Genomic DNA, 20,884 nt, shown 5'->3' with positions numbered 1-20,884 from the left:
ATAGGGTGATGAAGTACAGTCCATAAGAATAATTTAACAGTTTTATGGATGAATGTCACTCGCCCGTGGGCCGCGGCGCCAAAAGAGGACAAATAGAAGGTAAGGGGAGGGGGAAGAAGCATAAAAACGCGGTTGCGCCATTATGAGAGGTGTAAATGAATATGGTGCGAAGGGAGGGACTTGAACCCTCACGTCCGTAAGGACACTAACACCTGAAGCTAGCGCGTCTACCAATTCCGCCACCATCGCACAGGGTTATTCATTTAACACATTTCATATGGCGTTGTTCACTACATGAGCATCCCTGATCTGCGATACCCCATGCGCGCAATAAACAACTTTTTCAACATAGCATAGGAGCAAAGCCCAACCGATTGGTGCGAAGGGAGGGACTTGAACCCTCACGTCCGTTAAGACACTAACACCTGAAGCTAGCGCGTCTACCAATTCCGCCACCATCGCTACACGTCGGATTGACTTTTTAATGCTATGTTTTCACACCCGCTTTTCAACGGGTTTTACAGCTATGTGGTTGTGTTTGGTGCGAAGGGAGGGACTTGAACCCTCACGTCCGTAAGGACACTAACACCTGAAGCTAGCGCGTCTACCAATTCCGCCACCATCGCATGCCACTGACCGGGCTTATTAGCCCTGTCACCACGGAGGCGAATTCTAGAGGTTTTAGCGTCAAGGTCAATAATTATTTAAACCCGAGCGGTTTTTTTGCCTAAAAAATGCGATGCGCCGCAAGGGCCTGCGGCGCAATGGTCGCTGACAGGCTCCGGCTCAGGCGCGTTTACCTGACTTTATCCTTGCCGCGGGAAACGGTATAGATTGCCTGGTACACCTTGAAACGGCCGGTTTGCGCCAGCACGGCATGATTGCCGAATACGGTATCGAGCAGCGCCGCATAAGGTAAAAAGGCGTTCGCCACGATCCGCAATTGCCCGCCGATGCGCAGATGGGCCTGGGCGCCGCGGATCAGGTTTTCGGCCGCCTGCAGGTTGGTATGCATGCCGTCGTGGAACGGCGGGTTGGAAATAATAATGTCAAACCGCCCGGGCAGCGCCGAGTAGACGTCGCTGACCACCACGTCGCCGGTAAGCTGGTTGGCATCCAGGGTGGCCTGGCTGGCGGCCAGCGCGGGGGCATGGACATCGGCCAGCGTGAGCTTGAGGCCGGGGGAGCGCTTGGCCAGCACTGCCGCCAATACGCCGGTACCGCAGCCAATGTCCGCCACCGCGCCGCTGAGCGGTTTATCAAAAGTGGACAGCAGCAGCTGGCTGCCGCTATCCAACCCATCGCGGCTGAATACGCCCGGCAGGGTTTTCACGGTAATGCCGTCCAACTGATATTCATTCCAGTAGGACCGGGGATCAAACTGCGGCGCGGTTTCCAACCGGCCGTGATACAGGCCGCAGCGGCGGGCGCTGTCGATTTTATTGAGCGGGCAATAAGGCGCGAGCATTTGCTCGGCGCTGCGTACGCCGCTGCGGTTTTCGCCCACCACGAAAATTTCGCTGCCGATGGGCAGCAGCGACAGTAAATTCTCCAGTTGGAACTGGGCTTCCGGCTTATTTTTCGGCCAGAAATAGAGTAAAGTATCGCATTCGCGGACAAAATCGGCGTCGGCCACCAGGCCGTATTGCACGGACTGTTCGTCCATTTTGTCGCGCAGCGCCAGACAGTGGTGATACCAGGCGGTGTGGACGCGCACGCTTTGGGCTTCGAACTCGGCGGGCAACAGGTCCTGCACATCACCGGCGAACAATACCCGCTTATCCAAAAAAACATCGTCGTGACGAAGTATGACTTCACTGGCTGGTGTTAAAACTGACATGCGACAAAGGCTCCTCATTAATCCGAGCGGGGAGTATAGTGCTTTATTGCCCGATGTTCGATGGATTTGGTCGCATTGGTGGATTTGCGGACCGCCCAATGGGTAAAATGACGCGATTAACCGCGGCGCGCAAAATCGCCGCGCGCAACACCAACCGCTGACAGGATAAGTATGACTTTACGACGCGACTGGCAACTACGACAACTGGGCATTACCCAGTGGACGCTGCGTCGCCCCGGGGCGCTGTTGGGCGAGGTCGCGGTCGTTCTGCCTCCGGAAACCCGGCTGGTGCTGATCGCCAGCCCCTTGCCCCCCGGCAACCACCCCTTGCTGGACGATGTGGCGCGCAGCCTCGATTTGACCCCGCAAGCGTTATATCAACTTACGCCTGAACAGGTCGCGATGCTGCCGGAAGATACCCGCTGCCACTGCTGGTGGCTGGGCGTCGCGGCGACGCGCTCGCTGTCCGGCATTTCACTCTCTACGCCGCCGCTGGCCGAGCTGCTTGCTAACGCCGCGGCCAAGCGCGATCTTTGGCAGCAAATTTGTCATCATGAATCAGATTTCTTCCCTGACGGTCTCTGACCTGACCGCCGCCTGGCATATAGAACAGGCCAGCCATGCGTTTCCGTGGACGGCGAAAACCTTCGCCACCAACCAGGGCGAGCGCTATTTGAACCTCAAGCTCATCGCCGACGGCGCCATGGCGGCTTTCGCCATCACCCAAACCGTGCTGGACGAGGCGACGCTGTTCGATATCGCGGTGCATCCGGATTTTCAGCGGCGCGGGCTGGGGCGCCAACTGCTTGAGCATCTCATCGCCGAACTTGAAACCCGCGGCATACTTACCCTGTGGCTGGAAGTGCGCCAATCAAACTTGCCCGCCATCGCGTTATATCAATCCCTCGGCTTTAACGATGTCTCGGTGCGGCGCGATTATTATCCCGCCGCCGTGGGGCGCGAAGACGCTATTATCATGGCGTTGCCCCTTGGCTGACCCCGTTATCTGCGCACTATCAATGCTTTCTTTCTGCATGTAGAATCTAGCACCAGCGATTCAGCCTTTACTGATTATGTACCCATCGAGAAACAGAAGATGAAGAATGCCTCCATCGCCGCAGAAGTCGCGGCCCGGCGCACTTTTGCGATCATTTCGCACCCCGACGCCGGTAAAACCACCATTACCGAAAAAGTGCTGTTGTTCGGGCACGCCATTCTTACCGCCGGAACCGTGAAAGGGCGGGGGTCCAGCCACCACGCCAAATCCGACTGGATGGAAATGGAAAAACAGCGTGGTATTTCCATTACCACCTCGGTAATGCAGTTTCCTTATCGGGATGCCCTGATAAACCTGCTTGATACCCCCGGGCATGAAGATTTCTCGGAAGATACCTATCGCACCTTAACGGCGGTGGACTGCTGCCTGATGGTGATCGACTCCGCGAAAGGGGTCGAAGATCGTACCCGTAAGCTGATGGAAGTCACCCGTCTGCGCGATACGCCGATCCTGACCTTTATGAACAAGGTCGACCGCGATATCCGCGATCCGACGGAACTGCTCGACGAAGTGGAGCATGAGCTGCGCATCGCCTGCGCTCCCATCACCTGGCCCATTGGGTGCGGCAAGCTGTTTAAAGGCGTATACCATCTGTATAAAGATGAAACTTATCTCTACCAGACCGGTAAAGGCCACACCATCCAGGAAGTGCGCACCGTCAAAGGGTTGCAAAATCCGGATCTGGACCGGGCCATCGGCGAAGATCTGGCGGCGCAACTGCGCGAAGAGCTGGAATTGGTGCAGGGCGCCTCCCATGAATTCGAAGAGCAGGCTTTCCTGCGCGGTGAATTGACCCCGGTATTTTTCGGCACCGCCCTGGGCAACTTCGGCGTCGATCATATGCTCGACGGACTGGTCGCCTGGGCGCCGCCGCCGATGCCGCGCAAGACCAATACCCGCGTCGTGAAGGCCGATGAAGAGAAGTTCACGGGCTTTGTATTTAAAATCCAGGCCAACATGGACCCCAAGCACCGCGACCGCGTGGCGTTTATGCGCGTGGTGTCCGGACGCTATGAAACCGGCATGAAGCTGCATCAGGTAAGAACCGGTAAAGATGTGCTTATCGCCGATGCCTTGACCTTCATGGCAGGCGATCGCTCGCATATCGAAGAAGCCTATCCCGGCGATATCATCGGGCTGCATAACCACGGCACCATCCAGATCGGCGACACCTTTACCCAGGGCGAAGAGATGAAGTTCACCGGTATTCCGAACTTCGCCCCGGAAATGTTCCGGCGTATCCGCCTGCGCGACCCGCTTAAACAAAAGCAATTACTCAAAGGGTTGGTCCAGCTATCGGAGGAGGGGGCGGTGCAGGTATTCCGTCCTATCACCAATAACGATCTGATTGTGGGCGCGGTCGGGGTATTGCAGTTTGAAGTGGTGGTGGCCAGGCTTAAAAGCGAATACAACGTCGAAGCCTTGTATGAGTCGATTAATGTTTCCACCGCCCGCTGGGTAGAATGCCAGGATGTGAAAAAACTTGAGGAATTCAAGCGCAAAAACGAGCTGAACCTGGCTTTGGACGGCGGTGATAACCTGACGTATATCGCGCCGAGCATGGTGAACCTGAATTTGACCCAGGAACGCTATCCGGACGTGAGTTTCCATAAAACCCGCGAACATTAATGCCCACCGGGAGTGAATCCCGGCAGGCGGCCCGCTGGCAACTTTTATTCTTTCGCCTGGCTTTACCGGTATTTCCGCCGGTAAAACCAGGGCCGCCATCGGGTGGTTTCCCGTGTAATCAGGCCTGCGGGCCTATCGCTGCGTACTACACCCCTCCTACAGAAATGTCCTAAATCCTTGCTTATTCATCGGATTTGGCGTTTTTTTACCGGTAAACCATGCAATTTGTTATTTCTGGTCTATAGTTAAATTGTCTCTGACGAAACGGTTAAATAAGCTAATAAAACCGTCAAAATCAGCGTGATAACCTGCTTAACATGGAATGAGTATATTTTTTCTCCTTCCAGTGGAAATATCCTTTGAGGATTTTTCAGTACCGGCGGTTTTCCTGACGGTTAATCGCAGCGCGACGCGTTGCTGACTCCAGGCTGCACAGTCTGATTTTTTTAGATGCTTGCCGGGACGTATCCGACAGCAGTTAGACAGGTCACATTTGTGGCAATAACACCCTGATTCGGGTGGACGGTAAAAAGGAAACATCCATGAATAAGATCAAGATGACACAAACGCTTACGGCATTGGTATTGGGTACTATCCTGGCAGGCACCACCGCCATGGCTAACGACACTATCAAGACCGAGGCCAACAGCACCGGCGCGAAAATCGATAATTCGATGAAAACCGCGTCAAACTACATGGGCGACAGTGCCGTCACAGCAAAAGTGAAAAGTGCGCTGGTGGGCGACAAGTCCGTCAATAGTAACGATATTTCGGTAGTGACCAATAACGGTGTAGTTACCCTGAGCGGTTTTGTCGCCAGCCAGACCCAGGCGGAACGCGCCGTAGCCGCTACCAAAACCGTGGAAGGCGTTACGTCGGTCAGCGACAAGCTGCACGTAAAAGGAACCAACAAGGCTTCGGTGAAAACCTACGCCAGCGATACGGCCATTACCAGCGAAGTGAAAGCTAAACTCCTGGCCGATAGTCTGGTTCCGTCCCGTACGGTGAAAGTTGAAACCACCGGCGGCGTAGTACAGCTTAGCGGCACCGTAAAAAGCGCCAACGAAGCGGCCCGTGCTGAAAACGTGACTAAAGCGGTCGACGGTGTGAAAAGCGTTAAAAACGACCTTAAATACTAATCAAGATGTTTCGGAGTGAATGGCCCCCGGGGCGATTCACTCCGATTATTGTGCACGGCAAATAATAGTATTAAACCGGTTCGATAGGAGGCTGTTTATTCCTTCCTCCGGTAACACGAGAATTGTATTTTCATCATTTGGGTAAGGAGAAGCTTATGTTTCGTTGGGGCATTATTTTTCTGGTTATTGCCTTAATAGCGGCAGCGTTAGGGTTTGGTGGTTTGGCCGGTACGGCTGCATGGGCCGCCAAAATCGTATTCGTCGTTGGTATCATTCTGTTCCTGATCAGCCTGTTTACCGGCCGTCGCGGCAGGTAGCCGGCAGCGGCGGGATATTCCTGCAGCGTTATTGCGCTAACATTATTTCTGTAATGTTATTGCGGTAATGTAGTGACCAAGTAGGTTGCTTTCCGGAGGGGATATGAATAGCGACGTCGTTTTTGGCAAATTCAAGCAGTGGAAAAGCCAGATGTGGTTATTATGGGCGGAGTGGTTTGATGACGACTGCGCCTGGGTTGCGGGAAGCAACCACTACCTTTCCGGGGTAATGCAGGAAGATTACGGCAAATCAGTACCCGTGGTCGCCGCGCCGGAGGCCGGAACCAAGGACGCCGTGAAACCCCCTATGCAGAAGCCGGATAAATTGCATTGATGCGTTTTATCCGGAATATTAGGTTTATTTCTTTATTCCCACCCCGCACCTCCTGCCGTTTTTTTTCCTGCTCGCCGCCTAAATGCGTCAATTCATCATTGGACGATTCACGCCTGAACCGTATATTGATGACTAGGACGGGACACGGTTGGCGCCACCTGGGATAAATACCATGACCACGCCGGTTTTTATCGATACGCACTGCCATTTTGATTTTCCGCCGTTTAGCGGCGCCGAGGCCGACAGCATTCGCCGCGCGGCCCAAGCGGGCGTGCGGCGTATTATCGTGCCGGCGGTGGAGGCGGGGCGTTTTGCGGGCGTACTGGCCCTGGCCGATGGCCATCCGGCGCTGTATGCCGCATTGGGCATGCATCCCATTGCCATCGCCCAGCATGACGAGGCCGGCCTGGCGCTGCTGGAACAGTATTTACGACAACCTCATCCGCGGCTGGTGGCCATCGGCGAAATCGGCCTGGATAACTACATGGCCGACCCGCAGATGGAGCGGCAAACGGCGCTGCTGGACGCCCAACTGCAACTGGCCGCGCGTTATGACTTGCCGGTGATTTTGCATTCGCGGCGCACCCACGATCGGCTGGCGATGATGCTGCGCCAGCGCCGGCTGCCGCGCGCCGGCGTGGTACATGGATTCGCCGGTAGTTACGAGCAGGCGGAGGCCTTCATTAAATTGGGGTTTTATATCGGCGTCGGCGGCACCATCACCTATGAGCGCGCCAATAAAACCCGCCAGGTGATGGCCCGCCTGCCGCTGGAGCGGCTATTGCTGGAAACCGACGCGCCGGATATGCCCGTGTCCGGTTACCAGGGCCAACCCAATCGACCGGAACGCGTGTTGCTGACTTTTCAGGCGTTATGCGAATTGCGCGCCGAGCCGCCGGAGCAGATTGCCGATATAATCTACCGTAATAGCCTCGATCTCTTTGGCCTGGCTCGCCAATAGCGGGATTATTGCGCAGATAATCGGGATCGTACGCATAATTCTCGATGCTCAGGCAGCTTATTTGCCCCAAGTGTGAAAAAATAGACTCAGCGCGTAAGGCAGGGCGGTTGTTACCCTGCGTCTTTGATACAGGCTTATGCGGTGAGAAGGATCTCTGACGCCCGGATGGCTGTATGGTTCCGGGTCTTTCTTCATGGAACCAAGTCCGCTCGCCAACGATACGGCGCGTTACCGCTTTGTCCGTAACGCCCCTTTTGCATCTTCGGTTTACGTTGACCAGACCGAAAAGTTGGAGAGTATTATGATTGATTTAACCGTTGCGGCCCGGCGCGCGCTGAGCCTGATGGATCTTACCACCCTCAACGACGACGACACCGACGACCGGGTAATACACCTGTGCCGCCAGGCGAAAAGTCCGGCCGGCAATACCGCCGCCATTTGCATCTATCCCCGCTTTATCCCCGTTGCCCGCAAGGCCCTGCAACGGCAGGATACGCCGGATATCCGTATTGCCACGGTCACCAATTTCCCCCATGGCGGCGACGATGCCGACATCGCGCTGGCGCAAACCCGTGCGGCCATCGCCTACGGCGCGGACGAAGTGGATGTGGTTTTGCCCTACCGGGCGCTGATGGCCGGCAATGAACAGCTGGGGTTCGATATGGTCAGCGCCTGCAAAGCGCTGTGCGCCTCCAGCGGGGTATTGCTCAAGGTGATATTGGAAACCGGCGAGCTGCGCCGTCCGGAGCTGATTCGCCTGGCTGCGGAAATCGCCATCGACGCCGGCGCGGATTTCATTAAAACCTCCACCGGCAAGGTGCCGGTCAATGCTACGCTGGCAAGCGTGGAAATCATGCTCTCGGTCATCCGCGATAAGGGCGTCGGGACGCAGGTGGGCGTGAAGCCGGCCGGCGGCGTGCGCACAGCGGCGGAAGCCGCGTCCTATCTGGAGCTGGCGGATCGCATCATGGGGCCGGACTGGGCCGACGCCCGCCATTTCCGGTTCGGCGCTTCAAGCCTGCTGACCAGCCTGCTTACCGTATTGGGCCAGGATGCGCATGAAACGGGCAACGGTTATTGATCCTTTCGCCGTCTGAAATAGGAGTCCGTAGGGATTATTCCCGTTCTGCGGGCCTGGCCCGCTTTTTGGTATGCAGGGGGTTACCTTGTTCCTGGCACAAGAAATCATTCGTAAAAAACGCGACGGAGGATCGTTGAGTGAAGACGAAATCCGCTTTTTTATTAACGGAGTGCGCGATAATACCGTCTCCGAAGGGCAAATCGCCGCCCTGGCGATGACCATCTTTTTCCATGATATGGATATGGCCGAACGCGTGGCGCTGACGTTGGCGATGCGCGATTCCGGCCATGTGCTGAACTGGAAAAACAGCGATTTGGGCGGCCCGGTGGTGGATAAACACTCCACCGGCGGCGTGGGCGATGTCACCTCGCTGATGCTCGGTCCGATGATCGCCGCCTGTGGCGGTTATGTGCCGATGGTTTCAGGCCGCGGGCTGGGCCATACCGGCGGCACGCTGGATAAACTGGAAGCCATTCCCGGGCTGAATATCTTTCCCGACGATCGTACCTTTCGCACCATGATCAAGGAGGTAGGCGTGGCGATTATCGGCCAGACCAACTCCCTGGCGCCGGCGGATAAGCGTTTTTACGCCACCCGCGATATCACCGCCACGGTGGATTCCATCGCGCTGATTACCGCGTCGATACTGGCCAAGAAACTGGCAGAGGGATTGGACACGCTGGTGATGGATGTAAAGGTCGGTTCGGGCGCGTTCATGCCGGACTTCGAACAGTCCGAGGCGCTGGCCAAGGCCATCGTCGGCGTCGCCAACGGCGCGGGATGCAAAACCACGGCATTGCTGACCGATATGAACCAGGTCCTGGCCTCCAGCGCGGGCAATGCGCTGGAGGTGCGCGAGGCGGTGCGTTTTCTTACCGGCGAGCAGCGTAATCCGCGCCTGTTCGAGGTGACGATGGCGTTATGCTGCGAAATGCTGGTGACGTCCGGCCTGGCGGCCAACGACAGCCTGGCGCTGGCCCGGCTGCAACAGGTATTGGATAACGGCGAAGCGGCGGAGCGTTTTGGCCGCATGGTCGCCGCCCAGGGCGGACCGAACGACTTTGTCGATCGCTACGATCGCTATTTGCCGATGGCGACCCTGAGCAAGCCGGTGTTTGCCGCCGGGTCCGGGTATATCGATACCATGGACACCCGCGCACTGGGGATGGCGGTGGTGGCCATGGGCGGCGGGCGGCGGCGCGTCAGCGACGCCATTGACTACAGCGTGGGGTTGACCGATATGGTGCGTCTGGGCGACGCCGTGCAGCCCGGACAGCCCCTGGCCATTATTCACGCCGCCAGCGAAGAGAGCTGGATGCAGGCCGCGGAGGCGGTGCGCGGCGCAATAACGATTGCGGCGCAGGCGCCGCAGGCGCTGCCGGTGATTTACCGCCGCATTGAGGCCGGCCTGTAAGTCTGGTATAAACCGCGGCGTTCCGGTCGCCGGACCACGGGGAAACCCGTGCCGGCCGACACGATTATCCATGATGCGGCCCGGGGGCAACCACCCCGCGGGCCGGGTCGCTCAGCAGGAGAACACAATGAAACGTACCTACATTATGGTACTCGACTCTTTTGGTATCGGCGCCGCCGGCGACGCGGAAAAATTCGGCGACAGCGGCTCGGACACCCTGGGTCATATTGCGCAGCGATGCGCGCAAGGGGAGGCTGAACAGGGCCGCAGCGGCCCGCTGCATTTGCCCAACCTGTCGCGCCTGGGCCTTGGGCTGGCGGGCGAAGAATCCACCGGCCGGTTTGCGCCGGGCCTGGATAAGCAGGCCGATATTATCGGCGCCTACGCCTATGCCAGCGAAATCTCCTCCGGCAAAGACACCCCGTCGGGACATTGGGAAATAGCCGGGGTGCCGGTGATGTTTGATTGGGGATATTTCCCGGACCAGGAAAACAGTTTTCCGCAGGAACTGCTGGACCAGTTGGTCAAACACGCCGAATTGCCCGGCTATCTCGGCAACTGCCATTCGTCGGGTACGGTGATCCTTGACCAGCTCGGAGAGGAGCATATGCGCACGGGCAAGCCGATTTTTTATACTTCGGCCGATTCGGTATTCCAAATCGCCTGCCATGAAGAGACCTTCGGCTTGCAGCGGCTCTATGATTTGTGCGAGCTAGCCCGCGAGCTGCTCACCGACGGCGGCTATAATATCGGCCGGGTGATCGCCCGGCCGTTTATCGGCGATAAAGCCGGCCACTTCCAGCGCACCGGCAACCGCCACGACCTGGCGGTCGAACCCCCATCGGCCACCGTCTTGCAAAAACTGGTGGAAGAGCAGGGCGGCCAGGTGGTTTCGGTGGGCAAGATTTCCGATATATACGCCGGGGTGGGCATCACGAAAAAAATCAAAGCCACCGGCCTGGACGCTTTGTTCGACGCCACCATTCGCGAGATGGATCAGGCGGGTGATAAGACTATCGTATTTACCAACTTTGTCGATTTTGATTCATCCTATGGCCACCGCCGCGACGTCGCCGGCTATGCGGCCGCGCTGGAGCTGTTCGATCGCCGCTTGCCGGAATTGCTCGAACGCGTCACCGGCGAGGATATGCTGATCCTGACGGCGGATCATGGCTGCGACCCCACCTGGCGGGGCACCGATCATACCCGCGAGCATATCCCGGTGCTGATTTACGGCCCCAAGGTTAAAGCGGGATCTTACGGGCATCGCGAGACTTTCGCGGATATTGGCCAGACCGTGGCGCGTTATTTCGGGTTATCTCCCATGGACTATGGCAAAGCCATAGTGTGATTGGGATTTCTCCCGGCGTTTTACCCCGCCCCGGTAAGGGGCGGGCAACAAAAATCCATTATTTATCACAAGGAAAAATACCATGGCGACGCCCCATATCAATGCCGAACGAGGCGATTTTGCGGATGTGGTACTGATGCCCGGCGATCCGCTGCGGGCGCAGCACATCGCCAATACCTTCCTGACCCGGCCGCGCGAAGTGAATAATGTCCGCGGCATGCTGGGCTACACCGGCGGCTATAAAGGCCGGGATATTTCAGTAATGGGCCACGGCATGGGCATACCCTCCTGCTCGATTTACACCAAGGAGCTGATTACCGAGTTCGATGTGAAACAGATTATTCGCGTCGGGTCCTGCGGGGCGGTGCGCGCCGATGTCCATGTGCGCGACGTGGTGATCGGCATGGGCGCCTGCACCGATTCCAAAGTCAACCGCATGCGCTTCAAAGATCACGACTACGCGGCCATCGCCGATTATGGCATGCTGCGCCACGCGGTGGATGCGGCCAGGGCGGCGGGAGTGAATGTCCGGGTCGGCAATTTATTTTCCGCGGATCTGTTTTATACCCCCGACCCGGATATGTTTAACGTGATGGAAAAATACGGCATCCTCGGTGTGGAAATGGAAGCCGCCGGGATTTATGGCGTGGCGGCGGAGTTCGGCGCCAGGGCCTTGGCCATCTGTACCGTTTCCGACCATATCCGCAGCGGCGAAGCCCTGAGCGCGGCCGACCGCCAGACCACCTTTAACGAGATGATAGAAATCGCGCTGGAGTCGGTGCTGCGCGGGGACGCGGACTGAACCGTCGTCATTGAAAAAAACGGGCGCGGGATGCCGGCGGGTATTGCGCCCGCGCTTATTTCTCCGGGGGGACGGTCGGCGCGGAGGCGGGCGTCTCGTCTTCGTCCCCTTTGCGTTCGGCCAGCGGCGTGCTGGCGGTGAGCAGATAGGGGGACTGCTGCCAGCGGCTGCGGCGGTTTTGCAGCAGGGTGCGGGCCAGGATAATGCCGATGGCCAATGCCAGCAGGATCATCAGGCGCAGCAGGTTGGTGGTGTTATCCACCTGTTTGGCTTCGGTCTCCAAAACATGTGTGTCGAGGGTCAGGCGCACAAAACCGCTGGGGCCGTCTTTATCGGTAATCGTCTGCACCAACTGGTGGTTAAAATAGCTGCCGGCGCGCTGGCGCTCGATGGCCAGGCGGTCGCGGACGCTGATATTTTCCCCCGCCCTGGCAATCAGGTTGCCGTCCATGCCGTATACGCTGGCGTCCAGGATGCGGCTGCCCTGCGTAAGCTTATCCAGCACGGCCTGGATTGGCGCGGCGTTGTCATCGTTTTCCGCCATTAACGGCGCCAGTTGGCCCGCGAGCTGGCGGATTAAGGTATCGGCCAGCTCATCCACCTGCGCCGAGCGGGCCATTTGATGGCTCAGGCTGAACCAGGATGCGCCCTGCATCAGAAATACCAGCAGCGTCACGCAGATCAGAACGATGGCGGTGCGATGTAAGCGAAACGAGACTCTGGCCCGTACCATGGGATTCCTTTACTATTTTGGACGCTTTATGTTGCCAGAAGCGCCGACGATAGGATAGCTTGATGCGCGTTGTTTTATCATGACCACTCTTTACGCCTACAGGAGCGATTGATGTCCAATAGTCTGACATACCGCGATCTCCCCGCGGGGATCTCCCAGTGGCCCGGTTTGCCGCTGTCGTTAAGCGGCGATGAAGTGATGCCGCTGGATTACCGCGCGGGTCACACCGGTTGGCTGCTGTATGGCAAATCCCTGGATAAACCTACCCTGGCCCGCTTCCAGCGCGGCCTGGAGACGGCGTTGGTGATCGTCGCCGCCTGGCATATCGAAGATTACCAGGTGGTCAGGCTGGCCGGCCCGTTAACCGCCCTGGCGACGCAGCTGGCCCACGATCTGGGCCTGGACGTGGCGCCCTTTGGCAAAACGCCCCATCTGCGCGCGCCCGGCCTGCTGATCATGGACATGGATTCTACCGCAATCCAGATTGAGTGTATTGATGAAATCGCCAAACTGGCGGGGGTGGGCGCGCAGGTTGCCGCGGTTACCGAACGCGCCATGCGCGGCGAGCTGGATTTCGCCGCCAGCCTGCGCCACCGGGTGGGCACCCTTAAGGGCGCCGACGCGGAGATCCTGCGCCAGGTCCGTGACGGCTTGCCCCTGATGCCTGGCCTGACCGGCCTGGTCGCCAAATTGCAAAGCCTGGGCTGGCATATCGCCATTGCTTCAGGCGGGTTTACGTATTTTGCCGAGTATCTGCGCGATCGGCTGCGGCTGGTTTCGGTTGCCGCCAATGAGTTGGGTATTCGCGACGGTAAGCTGACCGGCGAGGTGATCGGGCCGATTGTCGATGCCGCCTATAAGGCCCGGGAATTGAACGCGCTGGCGGAGCGGCTGGCGATACCCTTGCACCAGACGGTAGCCATCGGCGACGGTGCCAACGACTTATTGATGCTACAATCGGCAGGTCTGGGCATTGCCTACCATGCCAAGCCCAAGGTGAATGAACAGAGTAAAGTCATTATCCGCCACGCGGACTTACTGGGCGTGTTATGCATCCTGAGCGGCAATCTGAAAAACGAAGATCGCTAGGCGCGCGGCCGGATAGCGCAGCGGGCTACCGGTTTAGACGTTGGGGCATAGCGCACGGGATGTATGAACGGTACTGTGCCCCGGCGGCGCAGGCAATGGTAATTCAGCAGCGCGATTAATTTCCGAGGTGTATGTGGCTAAAGCGGCGAAACGGGCGTTTGTCTGTAATGAATGTGGCGCGGAGTATCCCCGCTGGCAGGGGCAGTGCAGCGCCTGCGAGGCTTGGAATACCATTACCGAAGTGCGCGTGGCGTCGTCGTCGCCCGCGGCGGCCCGCAACGATCGTTTTAGCGGCTACTCAGGCGAGGCCGGCGTCAGCCGGGTGCGCAAATTAGCGGATATCAGCCCCGAAGAGCTGCCGCGTTTTTCCACCGGTTTTAAAGAGTTCGACCGCGTACTGGGCGGCGGCGTCGTGCCGGGCAGCGCCATTTTGATTGGCGGCAGTCCCGGCGCCGGCAAAAGCACCCTGCTGCTGCAAACGCTGTGCAAGCTGTCCGAGCAAATGAATACCCTCTATGTCACCGGGGAGGAGTCATTGCAGCAGGTGGCCATGCGCGCCCACCGGCTGGCGTTGCCCACCGGCGGCCTGAATATGCTGTCGGAAACCAGCATCGAGCAAATTTGCCTGATTGCGTCCCAGGAAAAACCGCGCCTGATGGTAATTGATTCCATCCAGGTGATGCATATGGCGGATATCCAGTCTTCGCCCGGCAGCGTGGCGCAGGTGCGTGAAACCGCCGCTTACCTGACGCGCTTCGCCAAAACCCAGGGCGTGGCGATATTAATGGTCGGCCACGTCACCAAGGACGGCTCTTTGGCCGGCCCCAAGGTACTGGAACACTGCATCGACTGTTCAATCATGCTCGATGGCGATGCGGATTCCCGTTTCCGCACCCTGCGCAGCCATAAAAACCGCTTCGGCGCGGTGAATGAGCTGGGGGTGTTCGCCATGACCGAACAGGGTTTGCGGGAAGTCAGCAATCCTTCGGCGATATTTCTTAGCCGGGGCGAGGAGATGACCCCCGGCAGCAGCGTCATGGTGGTATGGGAGGGAACACGTCCCCTACTGGTTGAAATCCAGGCGCTGGTGGACCATTCGATGCTGGCCAACCCCCGGCGGGTCGCGGTGGGCCTGGAGCAAAACCGGCTGGCCATCCTGCTGGCGGTGCTGCACCGCCACGGCGGCCTGCAAATGGCTGACCAGGATGTCTTCGTCAACGTGGTGGGCGGGGTCAAGGTGACCGAGACCAGCGCCGATCTGGCGCTAATGCTGGCCATGGTGTCGAGCCTGCGCGATCGTCCGCTGCCCCGGGATCTGGTGGTGTTCGGCGAAGTGGGGCTGGCCGGCGAGATCCGCCCGGTGCCCAGCGGCCAGGAGCGGATTGCCGAAGCCGCCAAGCATGGCTTTCGCCGCGCCATAGTGCCGTTTGCCAACGTGCCGAAAAAAGCCCAGGACAATATGCAGATCTTCGGCGTGAAAAAGCTGGCGGATGCGCTGGATATTCTGGCCGAGCTGGAATAACCGGGGGTAGTGGCCGGCACGTTATGCCATGTTATTGATTAAGCCAGCAGAGGTAAGCCAATGTCGTCATTCAATTATTTGAAGAGTGCGATAAAACAACAAGGATGTACGTTACAGCAGGTCGCTGAGGCTTGCGGTATGACCAAGGGTTATCTCAGCCAGTTGCTTAACGCTAAAATCAAGAGCCCCAGCGCGCAGAAGCTGGAGGCTATCCACCGCTTTCTCGGCCTGGAGTTTCCACGGCGGCAAAAGAAAGTCGGCGTGATTTTCGGTAAATTCTATCCGTTGCATACCGGGCATATCTATCTTATCCAGCGCGCCTGCAGCCAGGTGGATGAGCTGCACGTTATCCTCGGCTACGACGAACCGCGCGATCGCCAGCTGTTTGAGAACAGCGCCATGTCGCAGCAGCCGACGGTGAGCGACCGGCTGCGCTGGCTGCTGCAAACCTTTAAATACCAGAAGAATATCCATATCCATTCCTTTAACGAGCAGGGCATGGAACCTTATCCCCACGGTTGGGATGTCTGGAGCCGCGGCATTCAGTCTTTCATGAATGAGAAAGGGATAGAGCCGGGGTTTATTTACACCAGCGAAACGCAGGATGCCGCGAGCTATCGCGAGCATTTGGGCATTGAAACCGTTTTGATTGATCCCAATCGGTCATTTATGTCCATCAGCGGCGAGCAGATCCGCCAGGACCCGTTTCGTTATTGGGAATATATTCCCACCGAGGTTAAGCCGTTTTTCGTGCGTACCGTGGCGCTTATCGGCGGGGAATCCAGCGGCAAGTCCACCATGGTCAATAAGCTGGCGAATATTTTTAATACCACCAGCGCCTGGGAATACGGGCGGGAATATGTGTTCTCCCATTTGGGCGGCGACGAAATGGCGCTGCAGTATTCGGATTATGACAAGATAGCGCTGGGGCAGGCGCAGTATATTGATTTTGCGGTAAAATATGCCAATAAAGTGGCTTTTATCGATACTGATTTTGTGACCAGCCAGGCGTTTTGCAAACGCTACCACGGCCGGGAACACCCTTTCGTGCAGGCCATGATCGATGAGTATCGCTTTGATTTGGTTATTTTATTGAAGAATAATACGCCGTGGGTGGCGGACGGGTTGCGCAGTTTGGGCAATCCGGCGGATCGCGACGGTTTCCAGCAGATGCTGGAGGATTTGCTCGATAGCAATCATATTCCTTTTGTGCGGATTGATGTGCCCGATTACGATCGGCGTTTTCTGCAATGCGTCGAGTTGGTGGGGAATTTGCTGGGGCAGCGGTAGCGTAGGTTTGTCCCCTTTTGGCATGGCCCGCGGTGAGCGGTGATGGCGGGCGGAGCGCCCCAGGGGACGCTCCGCAGCTCGGTGGCTTCAGGACATTTTTTTGTATTTGATGCGATGGGGTTGCAGCGCTTCCGCTCCCAGGGTGCGTTTTTTCCATTCTTCGTATTCGGTGAAGTTGCCTTCGAAGAATTCGATTTTGCCTTCATCCTGGTAGTCGATGATATGGGTGGCGATGCGGTCGAGGAACCAGCGGTCATGGGAGATGACCATGGCGCAGCCCGGGAATTCCAGCAGGGCGTTTTCCAGCGCGCGCAGGGTTTCCACGTCCAGGTCGTTGGTCGGTTCATCGAGCAGCAGCATATTGCCGCCTACCTGCAATAGCTTGGCCAGATGGAGCCGGCCGCGTTCGCCGCCGGACAGTTCCCCAACGCGTTTGCCCTGGTCCACGCCCTTGAAATTGAACCGGCCCACATAGGCGCGGCTGGGCATTTCAAAGTTGCCGATGCGCATGATGTCCTGCCCGCCCGAGACTTCTTCCCATACGGTCTTGCTGTTGTCCATGCTGTCGCGGAATTGATCCACCGAGGCCAGCTGTACGGTATCGCCCAGGGTGACGCTGCCGCTGTCCGGCTGTTCTTTGCCTGACAGGATGCGGAACAGGGTGGACTTACCGGCGCCGTTGGGGCCGATAATGCCGACAATCGCCCCTTTGGGGATGGAGAAGGACAGTTTGTCGATCAGCAGGCGATCGCCATAGGATTTGCTGAGGTTTTCCACTTCCAGGACTTTGTCGCCCAAGCGTGGTCCCGGCGGAATAAACAGTTCGCTGGTTTCATTGCGCTTCTGGTATTCCACATTATTAAGTTCTTCAAAACGGGCGAGGCGGGCTTTGCCTTTTGATTGGCGGCCTTTGGGATTTTGCCGTACCCATTCCAGTTCTTTCTCGATGGATTTGCGCCGGGCCGTTTCTGACGAAGCTTCCTGCGCCAGGCGCTGATCTTTCTGCTCCAGCCAGGAGGAGTAGTTGCCTTCCCAGGGAATGCCTTCGCCGCGGTCCAGTTCCAGTATCCAGCCGGCGACGTTGTCGAGGAAGTAGCGGTCATGGGTAATGGCGACCACGGTGCCTTCGTAATCCAATAGGAACCGTTCCAGCCAGGCGACCGATTCCGCATCCAGATGGTTGGTCGGTTCGTCAAGCAGCAGCATGTCCGGTTTTTCCAGCAGCAGGCGGCAAATCGCCACGCGGCGCCGTTCCCCGCCGGACAGGGTGGCGATTTTGGCATCCCACGGCGGCAGGCGCAGCGCGTCTGCCGCGCGTTCGAGCTGGTTGTCCAGGTTGTGCCCGTCGTGAGCCTGGATAATGGCTTCCAGTTCCCCCTGCTCTTTGGCCAGTTTGTCGAAATCCGCGTCCGGCTCCGCGTAGGCGGCATATACCGCATCCAGGCGGGTCAGGGCTTGCTTGACGTCGCCCACCGCTTCTTCAATGGCTTCCCGTACGGTTTGTTGCAAGTCCAGCTGCGGTTCCTGCGACAGATAGCCGATTTTGATGCCGGCCTGCGGCCGCGCCTCGCCTTCGATTTCGGTATCGATGCCCGCCATGATGCGCAGCAGGGTGGATTTACCGGCGCCGTTGAGGCCCAGCACGCCGATCTTGGCGCCGGGGAAGAAACTAAGTGAAATATCTTTTAAAATATGGCGTTTCGGCGGAACGATTTTGCCGACGCGATGCATGGTATAGACGTATTGAGCCACGTTGCTATAAGCCTCTTGTATTGGGTGTCGTGTATGTCCCGTGCCGGTATGGCGCGTCTAAGGGACATCTATGGGGCATTTTCGCCATATTCGGTTAGCAGTGCGGGTAGTGCATGGCTAAGCGCAAGGCTGTGCGCAAGACTATTTTAGCCGGTTTCAACGGGCAATCCCACCAATCCCGCCGGCGGTTGGCCTGGCACGATATTAGCCCCTTCCTCCGGGCCGCACCATACCGGCGTTTGTAAACGCCGTGCGGCGCGCGGGGCTGCTGATAGGAGCAATTGGGCCACATGCCCGGCGCCGATGTCAACGCCGGGGGGCGGTTTTCATTCCGCCAGCACGGCGCTGGCTTGGGGACGGCGGCGGCGGGAGAAGAAAAACGCCGTAACGCCCAGGGAAAGCAGGCTTACCAGTCCCGGAATAATCACGATGGACCGGCGATAGGCCAGCCTGACGGTATGTTCGCCCGCGCCCAGCCTGACGCCGACCAGGCCGTTGTCCAGCCGGACGGTGTCGGTGGGTTTGCCATCCACCAGCAGGTAATAACCGGAATACATAATATAGGGCAGCGTCGCCACCTGTTCGCCATCGGCCCGGATCTGCAACTCAGGATACCCGTTGACGAAGCGGGTGCTGACGATGGGGGCCTGTTTATTAACGAAAAAGGCGAAGTCATTCTTTTCCAGGTGGCGGAAATTCACCGGCCGGATATTACTGTTATTAAGATAGTCATCATATAACGAGCTGGTATCCAACTGCAGAAAACGGTGGGTAACCGCTTTTTTTACCGGCAGGTACATACCGGCGATACTTAACAATACCACGGCGAATACCAGCGCGCGCTTGCGCGGCAGTTGGTCGGCCAGCATGCCGGACGTATACAGGGCCACAATCGCCGTGGCGCAGGACAGCAGCCGCCAGGGGAATTGCATCAATTTTAAAATGGGCACGCTGTCCGGTATTAAATTCCAGGGAATAAAATGGGTGGTGGCAAAGATAAAAACCAGCGCCACGATGATCATTTTCTTGGCGTACGGGGAACGGCCGTATTTGAGATAAAACAGCGCTAAGATCAATTGTATTACGCCAACGGACAGGAACATGCCCGGGTTGGACACCCCGTAAGTCGAAGGCAGCGACAACAGCGTTTCGATTAAGCCGCTGCTGAATTTTAGCAGGTCTTCGTACTTAAGCAGTTTTCCGCTGGTGGCGAATATATCCGAGTAGTGCATATGGTATAACAGCGGCACCCAGTAGAACGCGCTGAGCGAGAGAACAAACAGCGCGGAGATAATAAAGAAACGCACATTATCTTTGCTAAGCAATGCCTTAAAGTTAATGATAAAAAATAAGATAAAAAATATCGCGGTGACAATAAGGCTCGGAATATTGGATAAAAAGATCATCAGCGCGGAAAAAGGGATCAGCCATCGGTCTTCCCGATCGCTGATAAGCGAACTGCATCCGCGCAGAAATAATGGCATAACGGCCATGGCCAGGCATTCGCCCAGGGCGAATCTGATATAAATGTCGGTTAAAAAATAGCCGGAGCTGATAAAAAGGAACGCGCACAGGTAACCGGCAGGGACTGAATTATGCTCGCGCCTGGCGGCATAGAAGCTGGCGGCGAACGCAATCACCATAATAATGAAAAACACGGTTTTCATTTGAATGATAATATCGGGACTGTTGAAAGTGAGCGCGCTGGCGATTAAAAATAATAGCGATGTCAGCGGTGGGTAAAAAAGTTGCCAGGAATACCCAAACTGCCCTTTTGACCAATAATCGAACAGGGGCGGGTATTGGTTATTCGCCAGTTCGTTATTTAATGAAATCATCCGCTGGAAATGAGCAACCCAATCATGTCCGGTCCACATGCCGTTAGTTGACAGGGTTAAAAACAGTATAGAAAAAATCAGGAGGCTAAAAAAAATAAATAATAGATTATTTTTTACTTTCAATTTAATTCACCTTACGGCAAAGGCTTGACATGGACATGAAACATGCTGGTTTTAAGAGCGGATGTAGTTGATGTTGCGCCAATGCCGTAAAATAGTATGGCGTTTACCATAGATCGATAGAAAGGAGCATGGCTCTCTTTCCCATGACTGACATCACCATTTTTAACGAACGCGATCGGCATTTCCAGATACTCGTTAACGTAACGTTGGTTTTTTGCCGCTGTTCCGCCTGGCCTTAATGCGTAAGGCCACGGCAGGGAGGGTATTGTGCGGTTCTAGCAGATTAGGGTAGCGCAGTACCTGAAAACGGTATAGCGGATTAAACGGCGATCGGGGTATAAAAATCAACATTGTGATCCAGCGCGCGCCGGATGTTGGTCGGCGCCATGGCTATGGCCGTTATTGCCGCTGCGGTTGCGCGGTATTGGACGCTTAGTGCTAAAAAATGGTTAACGACGAAAATAAAGACGATAGTTGCACCTGCCGCTGGCATAGACCGGGCGGCTTAGCTAGCATGGTGACAGCACCCCGCTACCATAAGGCTGCGGCCGGATTGGTCATAAGCCCGTTATGGGGCGGACAATCAAGAGATTACGCTGAGGATAGAGTGGA

The 20,884-nt window shown here is 57.0% G+C and carries 18 protein-coding genes and 3 tRNA genes; 14 read left to right on the top strand and 7 right to left on the bottom strand.

Annotation, left to right across the window (positions count from 1 at the left end):
- Positions 1–162 precede the first annotated feature (162 nt).
- The 4 genes from ACL2XP_RS22075 to rsmC all read right to left on the bottom strand — a co-directional run bounded on the left by ACL2XP_RS22075 (position 163) and on the right by rsmC (position 1,840).
- Positions 163–249: transfer RNA gene (locus tag ACL2XP_RS22075), tRNA-Leu, on the bottom strand.
- Between the two features lie 126 nt (positions 250–375).
- Positions 376–462, bottom strand: a tRNA-Leu gene (locus ACL2XP_RS22070).
- 77 nt (positions 463–539) lie between these two features.
- Positions 540–626: transfer RNA gene (locus ACL2XP_RS22065), tRNA-Leu, on the bottom strand.
- 170 nt (positions 627–796) lie between these two features.
- Complete coding sequence (rsmC, locus tag ACL2XP_RS22060) at positions 797–1,840, bottom strand: 16S rRNA (guanine(1207)-N(2))-methyltransferase RsmC (RefSeq protein WP_413735374.1); 1,044 nt, start codon at positions 1,838–1,840, stop codon at positions 797–799.
- A gap of 171 nt (positions 1,841–2,011) precedes the next feature.
- Here rsmC and ACL2XP_RS22055 point away from each other — a divergent pair, with 171 nt between their 5' ends.
- The 11 genes from ACL2XP_RS22055 (at position 2,012) to deoD (ending at position 11,925) form a co-directional block, all read left to right on the top strand.
- The gene (locus tag ACL2XP_RS22055; RefSeq protein ID WP_413735373.1) at positions 2,012–2,425 is read left to right on the top strand and encodes a DNA polymerase III subunit psi; all 414 of its coding nucleotides are present in this window, start codon (positions 2,012–2,014) and stop codon (positions 2,423–2,425) included.
- Positions 2,394–2,837: a ribosomal protein S18-alanine N-acetyltransferase gene (gene rimI / locus ACL2XP_RS22050; protein WP_413735372.1), complete on the top strand. Its 444-nt coding sequence runs from the start codon at positions 2,394–2,396 to the stop codon at positions 2,835–2,837. Before ACL2XP_RS22055 ends, rimI begins: the two co-directional genes overlap by 32 nt.
- Positions 2,838–2,936: 99 nt before the next feature.
- Complete coding sequence (gene prfC, locus ACL2XP_RS22045) at positions 2,937–4,526, top strand: peptide chain release factor 3 (protein WP_413735371.1); 1,590 nt, start codon at positions 2,937–2,939, stop codon at positions 4,524–4,526.
- Between the two features lie 542 nt (positions 4,527–5,068).
- Positions 5,069–5,665 carry a molecular chaperone OsmY gene (gene osmY, locus ACL2XP_RS22040; RefSeq protein WP_413735370.1) on the top strand — a complete coding sequence of 199 codons (597 nt, stop codon included), beginning with the start codon at positions 5,069–5,071 and terminating at the stop codon, positions 5,663–5,665.
- A 155-nt stretch (positions 5,666–5,820) separates the two neighbouring features.
- Positions 5,821–5,982 (top strand): DUF1328 domain-containing protein, encoded by a 162-nt coding sequence (locus ACL2XP_RS22035; RefSeq protein WP_011410256.1) that lies wholly within the window; start codon positions 5,821–5,823, stop codon positions 5,980–5,982.
- A gap of 103 nt (positions 5,983–6,085) precedes the next feature.
- A complete protein-coding gene (locus tag ACL2XP_RS22030) occupies positions 6,086–6,316 on the top strand; it encodes a CsbD family protein (RefSeq protein ID WP_413735368.1) in 231 nt (76 codons plus the stop codon).
- Positions 6,317–6,488: 172 nt separating this feature from the next.
- Complete coding sequence (locus ACL2XP_RS22025) at positions 6,489–7,277, top strand: TatD family hydrolase (RefSeq protein ID WP_413735366.1); 789 nt, start codon at positions 6,489–6,491, stop codon at positions 7,275–7,277.
- Positions 7,278–7,578: 301 nt separating this feature from the next.
- Positions 7,579–8,358: a deoxyribose-phosphate aldolase gene (gene deoC / locus ACL2XP_RS22020; protein WP_413735364.1), complete on the top strand. Its 780-nt coding sequence runs from the start codon at positions 7,579–7,581 to the stop codon at positions 8,356–8,358.
- 85 nt (positions 8,359–8,443) lie between these two features.
- Positions 8,444–9,772 carry a thymidine phosphorylase gene (gene deoA, locus ACL2XP_RS22015; protein WP_413735363.1) on the top strand — a complete coding sequence of 443 codons (1,329 nt, stop codon included), beginning with the start codon at positions 8,444–8,446 and terminating at the stop codon, positions 9,770–9,772.
- 127 nt (positions 9,773–9,899) lie between these two features.
- Positions 9,900–11,123, top strand: coding sequence for a phosphopentomutase (gene deoB, locus ACL2XP_RS22010; RefSeq protein ID WP_413735361.1), 1,224 nt, complete (start codon positions 9,900–9,902; stop codon positions 11,121–11,123).
- A gap of 82 nt (positions 11,124–11,205) precedes the next feature.
- Positions 11,206–11,925, top strand: a complete 720-nt coding sequence (deoD, locus tag ACL2XP_RS22005; protein WP_413735360.1) for a purine-nucleoside phosphorylase — start codon at positions 11,206–11,208, stop codon at positions 11,923–11,925.
- 55 nt (positions 11,926–11,980) lie between these two features.
- On the opposite strand, the gene ACL2XP_RS22000 is transcribed toward deoD, so the two are convergent.
- Positions 11,981–12,658: a YtjB family periplasmic protein gene (locus tag ACL2XP_RS22000; RefSeq protein WP_413735359.1), complete on the bottom strand. Its 678-nt coding sequence runs from the start codon at positions 12,656–12,658 to the stop codon at positions 11,981–11,983.
- Positions 12,659–12,769: 111 nt separating this feature from the next.
- Here ACL2XP_RS22000 and serB point away from each other — a divergent pair, with 111 nt between their 5' ends.
- From serB to nadR, 3 genes are all read left to right on the top strand, one after another.
- The gene (serB, locus tag ACL2XP_RS21995; protein ID WP_413735358.1) at positions 12,770–13,747 is read left to right on the top strand and encodes a phosphoserine phosphatase; all 978 of its coding nucleotides are present in this window, start codon (positions 12,770–12,772) and stop codon (positions 13,745–13,747) included.
- 133 nt (positions 13,748–13,880) lie between these two features.
- Positions 13,881–15,269, top strand: coding sequence for a DNA repair protein RadA (gene radA, locus ACL2XP_RS21990; protein WP_413735355.1), 1,389 nt, complete (start codon positions 13,881–13,883; stop codon positions 15,267–15,269).
- A 60-nt stretch (positions 15,270–15,329) separates the two neighbouring features.
- On the top strand, positions 15,330–16,559 hold the full coding sequence (nadR, locus tag ACL2XP_RS21985) for a multifunctional transcriptional regulator/nicotinamide-nucleotide adenylyltransferase/ribosylnicotinamide kinase NadR (protein WP_413735354.1): 1,230 nt from the start codon (positions 15,330–15,332) through the stop codon (positions 16,557–16,559).
- Positions 16,560–16,646: 87 nt separating this feature from the next.
- Here the strand turns inward: nadR and ettA are convergent, their stop codons facing one another.
- On the bottom strand, positions 16,647–18,311 hold the full coding sequence (ettA, locus tag ACL2XP_RS21980; protein ID WP_413735353.1) for an energy-dependent translational throttle protein EttA: 1,665 nt from the start codon (positions 18,309–18,311) through the stop codon (positions 16,647–16,649).
- 326 nt (positions 18,312–18,637) lie between these two features.
- Positions 18,638–20,149 carry a hypothetical protein gene (locus ACL2XP_RS21975; RefSeq protein WP_413735352.1) on the bottom strand — a complete coding sequence of 504 codons (1,512 nt, stop codon included), beginning with the start codon at positions 20,147–20,149 and terminating at the stop codon, positions 18,638–18,640.
- Between the last annotated feature and the right edge of the window lie 735 nt (positions 20,150–20,884).

The sequence above is a fragment of the Sodalis sp. RH21 genome, assembly GCF_047324175.1.
Taxonomy (GTDB): Bacteria; Pseudomonadota; Gammaproteobacteria; order Enterobacterales; family Enterobacteriaceae; genus Acerihabitans.
Note: the sequence above shows the minus strand (reverse complement) of the source record. Positions and strands in the feature narration are given on the sequence as shown.